The organism is Sulfitobacter sediminivivens (assembly GCF_042611115.2).
Classification (GTDB): Bacteria; Pseudomonadota; Alphaproteobacteria; order Rhodobacterales; family Rhodobacteraceae; genus Sulfitobacter; species Sulfitobacter sediminivivens.
Genome location: NZ_JBHGAR020000056.1, coordinates 1 through 1,536, shown reverse-complemented (window position 1 = coordinate 1,536; position 1,536 = coordinate 1). Strand labels below are relative to the sequence as shown.

General features: G+C 56.3%; 1 protein-coding gene. It reads right to left on the bottom strand.

Annotated features, from left to right (window positions below; genetic code table 11):
* Positions 1–72: 72 nt before the first annotated feature.
* Entirely contained in the window at positions 73–1,458 is a 1,386-nt protein-coding gene (locus ACEWL3_RS20585) for an IS1182 family transposase (protein WP_386185465.1), read from the bottom strand.
* Between the last annotated feature and the right edge of the window lie 78 nt (positions 1,459–1,536).

Genomic DNA, 1,536 nt, shown 5'->3' with positions numbered 1-1,536 from the left:
GATTCTGTGGAAAAACAACGTGTTGCTGACGCAGAAAGTAGCCCTCTAAACTGGGCGCAAGCGCCTTTCTTATCAGGCTTTGCGTGTTTGCTGCGGTGCAGGAAAGATCTTGGCCAGTTTGCGGAGGTTCTGGGCGGTTGCGGCGAGCAGGAATTCATCATTTGCGCCGCACGGGCCACGTAATCGGAGCCGTCCCAGCCCGAGGATGCGTTTGAGATGGGCGAAGAGCATCTCGACCTTTTTGCGGAGCTTGGATGAGATCTTGTACTGGCGCGTTTTTCTGATGGCGCGGGCGACATCTCTGGCGTCTTCATGTTCTTCGCGGGTGATCTTGCGGGCATCTGCGTTCGGGCAGCACTTCATCTTTGATGGGCACGCCTGACAGGTGTGCTTGAGGGCCTGATACTTGGCGACACCTTTGCCGGTCGGGCCACGGTTCGGATCGGAATAGTTCCGGCGGAACTGCTTGAGCGCTTCGCCTTCGGGACAGATGTATTGATTGTTCTGAGCGTCCCATTCGAAGTCAGCGCGGGACCATGTGCCATCTGTCCGGCCAGCCTTATCGATGACCGGAATATGCGGAGCGATCTTGCGCTTCACCAACCAGTTCAGCATGGGTCCCGATCCGTAGGCGGTGTCTGCAATTAACCGTTCCGGGTGCAGGTCGAACTTGTCTTTGACCCGTTTCAGCATGGTCTTTGTCGAGCCAACCTCAGCCTGCCTGATTGAGCGCGTCGCCTCGACATCAATGATGACGCCGTGATCGGTGTCGATCAGATAATTATCGGAATAGGCAAAGAATGCTGGGCCTTTGCGGGCTGCCGTCCACTGGCTGGCCGGGTCAGAGAACGACGTGAACTTGGGTTGCACCGGCGTCGCGGCACCAAAAGCCGCTTCATCGAGCGTGTCGAGATACTCGCGAACAGCCCGTGGTGCCGCGTCCGCATCGATCCGTCCCGCATTCCATTCCTCTTTGGGCGCAGAATACTGTCGGTTGGCATCAGCTTCGATCAAGCTGGCATCAACGGCCATGCGCTGGCCACTCACCAGACCTTCCGCGATACACCGTGCAACCGTCCCCTCGAACAGATGGCGCAGCAGTTCGCTCTCGCGGAAACGACCATGCCTGTTCTTTGAGAATGTGGAATGGTCAGGAATGCGGTCGGTCAGATCAAGTCGGCAAAACCAGCGATACGCGAGGTTCAGATGTACCTCCTCACAGAGCCGTCGCTCGGATCGGATGCCGAAGCAATAGCCCACCAGAAGCATACGGATCAGCAGTTCCGGATCGACAGATGGTCTGCCAGTATGGCTGTAGAACTCGGTCAGATACTGACGGATGTCGCTCAGATCGACGAACCGATCAATCGACCGCAACAGATGATCTTGGGGGACATGATCCTCCAGCGAGAACTCATAGAACAACGCCGCCTGCGCTTCCTGTCTCGGTCCCAACATCAGCCAGTCCTCCAAATCTTTGGAAGAATTGAATCAGCAGTTCATGCGCCAATCAAGGAAGAGTTTTTCAACGAGATA